The 7,069-nt window shown below is 35.5% G+C and carries 7 protein-coding genes; all 7 read left to right on the forward strand.

Annotated elements, in window-relative coordinates; translation table 11 throughout:
- A partial coding sequence (locus tag VIG73_RS11145) for an alpha/beta hydrolase family protein (protein ID WP_331641969.1) occupies window positions 1–1,450 on the forward strand: 1,450 nt, incomplete at its 5' end.
- 164 nt (window positions 1,451–1,614) lie between these two features.
- Complete coding sequence (locus tag VIG73_RS11150) at window positions 1,615–3,099, forward strand: spore germination protein (RefSeq protein ID WP_331641971.1); 1,485 nt, start codon at window positions 1,615–1,617, stop codon at window positions 3,097–3,099.
- A gap of 21 nt (window positions 3,100–3,120) precedes the next feature.
- A complete protein-coding gene (locus VIG73_RS11155; protein ID WP_331641973.1) occupies window positions 3,121–4,326 on the forward strand; it encodes a Ger(x)C family spore germination protein in 1,206 nt (401 codons plus the stop codon).
- Between the two features lie 8 nt (window positions 4,327–4,334).
- Complete coding sequence (locus VIG73_RS11160; RefSeq protein WP_331641975.1) at window positions 4,335–4,562, forward strand: hypothetical protein; 228 nt, start codon at window positions 4,335–4,337, stop codon at window positions 4,560–4,562.
- 5 nt (window positions 4,563–4,567) lie between these two features.
- Complete coding sequence (locus VIG73_RS11165) at window positions 4,568–5,665, forward strand: endospore germination permease (RefSeq protein WP_331641977.1); 1,098 nt, start codon at window positions 4,568–4,570, stop codon at window positions 5,663–5,665.
- A gap of 131 nt (window positions 5,666–5,796) precedes the next feature.
- Window positions 5,797–6,468, forward strand: a complete 672-nt coding sequence (locus tag VIG73_RS11170) for a peroxiredoxin (RefSeq protein ID WP_331641979.1) — start codon at window positions 5,797–5,799, stop codon at window positions 6,466–6,468.
- A gap of 15 nt (window positions 6,469–6,483) precedes the next feature.
- Window positions 6,484–6,696 (forward strand): winged helix-turn-helix domain-containing protein, encoded by a 213-nt coding sequence (locus VIG73_RS11175; protein WP_331641981.1) that lies wholly within the window; start codon window positions 6,484–6,486, stop codon window positions 6,694–6,696.
- Window positions 6,697–7,069 lie beyond the last annotated feature (373 nt).

Genomic DNA, 7,069 nt, shown 5'->3' on the forward strand with positions numbered 1-7,069 from the left:
TTTAACGAATGATGGGAAACGCATTTATTATATGACATCGAAAGATAATCCTAATTATTTTAATACGGTTGTACGTGATTTGGAAAAAGATACCGATAAAATAATTAACGTTGGTGAAACAACACCGACTTATTTAATGGCTGTGTCGGAAGCAGAAGCCGCTTTTGTTTATTCACAAATGTTCGCAAATACGTATATCACATCATTTGTTCAAGTTGGCGACGCACGTTATGATTTAACGCCAGACCCTTCAAAGGTACATGTTGTGCTTTCACCTATATTTGTTGATGAGAATACGATTTATTTTATCACTGATTATGAAAGTGATTACCATTATTTGGCGAAATTTTCGATTGATACGCAACAATTTTCAAAAGTCTATGAAATGAAAGAAGAAAGTATCGGTTATTTAGAATGGCATAAAGAAAGCAACACATTATACATGGTGACAGAGAAAGGGGTCATTGATCAACTTTATCGCTTCTCACTTGATACTGAAAAAGTTGAAAAGCTAAGTATGCCGATTGATATTATTGAACAGTTACAAGTGACAAAATCAGGTCTCCTGTATGTTTTAGGTAGAAGTGCGACTGTACCGTTCAATATTTTTCAATCAAATGATGGATTAGAATGGAAACAATTAACCGATAACCGTGTATTAGGTATAACAAGTGATGATATGGTAGAACCAGAAGTTGTAACGTATCAATCTTTCGATCAGATGGAAATTGAAGCACTTCTTTATCGGGCAAAACCTGAACATGACAATGGGTATATGATTTTTTGGCCACATGGTGGACCACAAGCTGCAGAGAGAAAGCAGTTCAGAGCGATGTTTCAATGCTTTTTAAATCGTGGTTATTCCATTTTTGCGCCTAATTTCCGTGGAAGTACCGGTTATGGAACAACATTTGTCAAACTTGTCGAACGTGATTGGGGTGACGGTCCACGTCGTGACTGTGTAGCAGGCATTGAATGGTTAATTGCTAATAACTTAACTTCAAAAGATAAATTGTTCTTAATTGGTGGTAGCTTTGGCGGTTATATGGCCCTTCTCTTACACGGGCGACATCCTGAATATTTTAAAGCGGTTGTCGATATTTTTGGCCCGTCGAATTTATTTAGCTTTGTGAACTCTGTACCTGATCATTGGAAACCAATCATGGACCGTTGGATAGGTGATCCAGAGCGTGATAAGGAAAGATTCATTAAAGATTCGCCGGATACGTATTTAAATACAATGACAAAACCGATGCTTGTCATTCAAGGAGCGAATGATCCACGTGTTGTGAAAGCAGAATCGGATCAGATTGTAGAGAAGTTAAGAGAAAAGAAACGTGAAGTGGAATATCTTGTGTTGGAAGATGAAGGTCATGGATTTTCAAAGAAGGAAAATGAAATAAAAGTATATCAACATATGTTATCGTTTTTAGAAAAACATCAAAGTTAATAATTAATTCAACATCATACGAACCCTATAGAGTAGAAGATTAAAATTCTACCTATAGGGTTATTTTATTTAAACGATGTATAACTCTATCGCTAATACAAAAACTAAAGACAAATACTTTTATTGGTGGTGCGGAAGTGAGTTTTTTTCGTAGGAGAAGACGTGTGCAACAGAAACAACAGCAATCAAATCCGATTACGTTAAAATCGACTCAATCCTTAGATGAAGTACAACAATTGATTAACAAGTATTTTGGCGATCAATCGGATATGATTTTTCGCAAAGTTGGTATTGGAAATGATAATAAACATGAAGGTTTGCTTGTTTTTATTCAAGATATTACAAATCAAGACTATATTTCTGAACAAATTATTAAACCGTTAAAATCAATTCCACAGCAATCGGATTCTACGTCTTATATCGATTATTTAAAAGACACCATCCTTATTACAGGTGATATTTCTATTTCAAGTGATTTTACGACGCTTTTTGATGATTTATTAATGGGGAAAGCTCTATTATTTATTGAAGGGCAAGAACAGGCTTTGTCTATTGCTGTTGATGATTGGAAAGGCAGACAAGTCGAACAGCCCTCAGCACAAACAGTCGTCAGAGGTCCTCGTGAGAGTTTTACTGAAAGTATAAATACAAATAAAGCATTGATTCGTAAGCGTATAAGAAGTCATGATTTACAAATTAAATCAAAGCGATTAGGTAAATATACGCAAACAGAGGTAAGTATTTTATATTTAAAGGGAGTTGCTGACGATGATGTTGTACAAGAAGTGGAAAAAAGGATAGATAAGATTCGACTTGATGGGATTAGTGGAAGTAATCAAATAGAAGAATTAATTCAAGATGATAAATTTTCTCCTTTCCCGACAATTGATAATACGGAACGGCCAGATATTATAGCGGCCTCACTACTAGAAGGTAAAGTAATTATTTTAGTTAACGGCACACCATTTGCATTAATTGCTCCTGTTGTGTTTATGCAATTTTTCCAAACAGCAGAAGATTATTATTCTAGGTTTTTTCTAGCTAGTGCCATTCGTTTTTTACGTTTTATATCTTTATTTATTACATTGTTAGCCCCGTCTATTTATATTGCTTTAACGACTTTCCATCAAGAAATGCTTCCAACAAGATTATTATCTAACTTGGCTGCCCAAAGAGAGGGAGTCCCTTTTCCTGCATTTGTTGAAGCCATTATGATGGAAGTGACTTTTGAAATCTTGAGAGAAGCTGGCATACGAATGCCAAGAGCTGTTGGACAAGCTGTATCAGTTGTCGGTGCAATTGTAATTGGTCAGGCAGCAGTTGAAGCTGGAATTGTCTCAGCAGCAATGGTTATTGTTGTATCCATTACAGCCATCGCTAGCTTTGTCATACCAAGTTATAGTATTGCAAACTCCATTCGACTTCTCCGTTTTCCTATGATGGTTTTCGCTGGAAGTTTTGGTTTTTTTGGATTAATGCTAGGTGTTTTCGCTATTGTCGTTCATCTATGTGGTTTAAAATCCTTTGGTGTTTCTTATATGGCTCCACTTTCGCCTTTTCACTTGCGAGATCAACGTGACACGTTTGTTAGAACGATTAAATCATATTTTTCATCAAAAGGGGAAACACTAGAAAAAAGTAAAAAGTAAGTCAATGAGGGGCTAATACGTATGAAGCGTTTGTTGTTAGGAGTTTTTATCATATTACTATTAACGGGCTGTTGGAATAGAAGAGAATTAAATGAGATGGCAATTACTTATGGTCTGGGTATTGATAAGGATGGTGATGATTTTGTCGTAACGGCTCAAGTCATTAATCCTGAACAAGTTTCTGGTCAGAAAGGTGGTGGCGCCAGTGGTACAAGATCTCCGGTTATTTTGCATGAAGAAAGAGATAAAACGGTGTTAGGTGCTATACGTAAACTTTCGCGAACCGCTTCAAGGAAAATATATGTTGCTCATTTATATATATTAGTATTTGGTGAAGATTTCGCTAAGGAAGGTATCGGTGACGCATTAGATTTAATTTTCCGTGACCAAGAATTTCGTACGGATTTCTATGTGTTTATCGCTAAAGGTAGTACGGCTAGAGATGTTCTAGCAACTGCTACGCCTTTCGCTGTCTCTCCAGCACAAGAAATATATGATCGACTACGCTATTCAAATCGCCACTATAATCCCGCGAAGGCAACAGGTATTAGAGAACTTATTTCTAATACGACCGCTGAAGGGATTGTACCAGTGATACCGAGTCTGTTATTTGAAAAATCAACTACTAGTTCAAATCAGGAAAGTAGCGATGCCCCTGTTCCTGAACCACCGCTTCCAACTGGAAATTTGGCAGTCCTTGACCGTGATCAATTAGTAGGATGGCTCAACGAGGGACAGGCAGATACGTTCAATACGATAATAAATAATATAAAACATGCCGCCAGTAAATTTGTATGTAAAGAAGATCAATACGGGGCTATAGAGTCTACTGATGTTAAAGCAATACTAAAGCCAGAGTTCAAAACAAGTCCAAAAATGAACATTAAAATAAAACTAACTGGAAAGATAACTGAATTAGATTGCGATCAATTTACAACGACTCCTAAAGAAATTCGCCAATTAGAAAAAATCATTGCTCGTTACTTAGAAGAAATGCACACGAATAATATAAAAGAAGTACAAGAAGACATCGGAGTTGATATATTTGGTTTTGGCCGTGAGTTTTTTCGAAAAAAACCAGAAGCATGGAAAAAACTCAAAAACAACTGGTCAGAAACATTTAGACAGTTAGAGGTAAAGGTAAATGTCGCAGTTCAAATTACAGGCACAGGTACGACAGATGATTCCTATTTAAAACGATTAAGAAAGGAAAAAAATAAGAGATGATTTACATCATGACATTGATTATGGCAGGAATTGTACTATACATTGATAAAAAAACACTGCGACGCATAAATGCACAAGAAAGAAAAGTATATTTAACGCTCGTACTGTTTTTTATTATATTTAATATCATTGAACAAAAAAAGCTATATGTAAATTATTTTGTCCCAGTTGAATGGGTATACAATAAAATTCCTGTAATGAAAAATATTTATTCATTTTTGGAAAATAAAGGATGATTTCTTTGGGAACAGAAAAAATTGATTCTAGTCAATTTTTTATTATTTCACTTCTTTACACATTAGGTAGTGCCATTATTTTTATTCCACATATTGTTATTAAACATGCACAGCAAAATGCGTGGATTGCTTCATTATTGGCATTAGTCATTGGTTTACTGCCCTTGTTCTTGTATTTTAAAATTAATCAGCGATTCCCTAATGACACATTTATTCAAATTCTAGAAGCAACTTTTGGAACGATTGGTGGTAAGGTAGTTGGGTTCATAACAATTATCGGATTTCATTTAAATTTAACAGTCATGACCTTTCGTGACTTTGGTGATTTTGTTTTTATCCACTTATTACCAGAAACACCATTACATGTTATATTAATTCTTTTAGTCATTGTTGTAGCTTATGCAGTTAAGGAAGGGTTAGAGGTCATTGCAAGGGCAGGACAGATTCTCGTTCCCATTGCTATCTTCTTCTTTTTATTATCTGCTGTTTTATTGCTTAAAAACAGTGACTTTAAAAACTTATTACCTATTTTCAATAACGGTTGGAAACCAGTCGTTCGTGCAGCATTACCTAATATTGGATTTCCCTTTTTAGAAGCATTTGCATTAATCATTTTATTTCCTTTTGTAACCCCAAAAGAAAAACGATCTAAATCTATGTTTTGGGGAATTGTTATTGGGGGATTGATGGTAGCAATAGCAGTTATCTATTCACTTATCGTGTTCGGTGTAGAGTATTCATCTGCAAAAATATACGTTCCCTATTTATTAGGAGCGGAAATTAATATTGCGAATGTGATTCAGCGTATTGAGGTCATCATTGCTAGCATATGGATTGTCTCTATTTTTATCAAGATCTGTATTCTCTTCCTTACAACAGTAATGGGTATTCAACAACTGTTTAATTCTTCAAATTATCGTATTTATGTGTTACCACTTGCTTTACTTGTCATTCCTTTGTCAATTATGGTTATGCCAAATATGAGTTACTGGAGCATAATAGAAAATATCTGGCCTTTTTATGCCGCGTTATTTGCTGTATTTTTACCCGTTGTTGTATTGATTGTAGGTTCCTTCAAGAGAAAGAAAGGTAAGCAAACGTAAAAATAGAAGTTTTTTTCGTCTCCTAATGGGGTAATTATTTTTGAGAGCATATTTATTGATTGTATACGGGTATGGGTATATACTAGATTTGCAATCAAATTAAAACGATTATTAATTAGGAGGCGTTATAAATGGAAGAGAAAAGTAATTTAGTAGAAGAAAATAAGGAAGTAAGATCATTACCACGTATTGGCTCAAAGGCCCCGCAATTTGAGGCTTTAACAACTCATGGTACGCTTAAACTATCAGATTATAAAGGAAGCTGGTTAATTTTATTCTCGCATCCAGCTGATTTTACACCTGTATGTACGACGGAATTTGTTGGATTCCAAAAGATTTATCCTGAATTACGTAAAATGAATACCGAGTTACTAGGTTTAAGTATCGATAGTGTCCACTCACATATTGCTTGGGTACGCAATATTAAAGAAAACTTCGGTGTCGATATTGAATTCCCTGTTATCGCGGACTTAAACAAAGATGTGGCTGAGAAATATGGTATGATTATGCCAGAAGAGAGCTCAACTGAAGCATCACGTGCTGTGTTCGTTATTGATCCAGACCAAGTTGTACGAGCTATTATTTATTACCCTCTATCAACGGGACGGAACATGGACGAGATGATTCGCTTAGTCACAGCATTACAAGCAACAGATGAACATCATATCGCCACACCAGCTGACTGGAGAAAAGGTGATAAAGTCATTGTGCCACCAGCAGTAACAACAGAATTAGCAGAAGAAAGAGTAAACGATGATAGCCTAGAATGTGTCGATTGGTACTTCTGTAAAAAAGACTTATAAGAAGAGGCGATATCAATGGCTTGTGTAAATGATACACAACTTAGTGAAACGGATAAAAAAATCCTAGCCGTTATTGAGAATAAGGCGCTTTTGACTGAGAAAATTACTGAAGAAGTAGGTCTTCCTTTATTTAAAATTCGCAGTCGCTTACGTGAATTAAAAAGCAATGGTTACATTATAGAAAAAGATTCACTATACCAAATAAATCCAACAGTTAAGGAAGAGTAGATGAGAGTCTCGTTGTCTAAGAGGTTGCACTGGCGCTTCAATGTGCAACCTCTTTTTTTGTGTTTTCATCGTGAGGGGATACATTTGCGCTTTAATACACTGTCTCGTATCGTTTCATTGTCATAAGAGGCTGTATTGAAGCTCCAATACGTTGTCTCGTATCGTTTTATTGTCATGAGAGGCTGTATTGAAGCTCCAATGCGTTGTCTCGTATCGTTTTATTGTCATGAGAGAGTCAAGTCCATATTTATGTGTAAATTCGATTTTTCCCAGACAATGTTTTAACCACTATTTTTATTGTGAGTTTCAATCAGCCACAGCTTTGCTGCTTGCCATTGATGTCGTGTTCGAATCTTGGCATTCGATGGAAGGG

It is taken from the genome of Cerasibacillus sp. (assembly GCF_036516575.1).
Classification (GTDB): domain Bacteria; phylum Bacillota; class Bacilli; order Bacillales; family Amphibacillaceae; genus Cerasibacillus.

Excerpts from the sequence above, each read along its gene's own strand:
- VIG73_RS11155 (WP_331641973.1), top strand. The coding sequence starts at position 3,121 with ATGAAGCGTTTGTTGTTAGGAGTTTTTATCATATTACTATTAACGGGC.
- VIG73_RS11160 (WP_331641975.1), top strand. The coding sequence starts at position 4,335 with ATGACATTGATTATGGCAGGAATTGTACTATACATTGATAAAAAAACA.
- VIG73_RS11170 (WP_331641979.1), top strand. The coding sequence starts at position 5,797 with ATGGAAGAGAAAAGTAATTTAGTAGAAGAAAATAAGGAAGTAAGATCA.
- VIG73_RS11175 (WP_331641981.1), top strand. The coding sequence starts at position 6,484 with ATGGCTTGTGTAAATGATACACAACTTAGTGAAACGGATAAAAAAATC.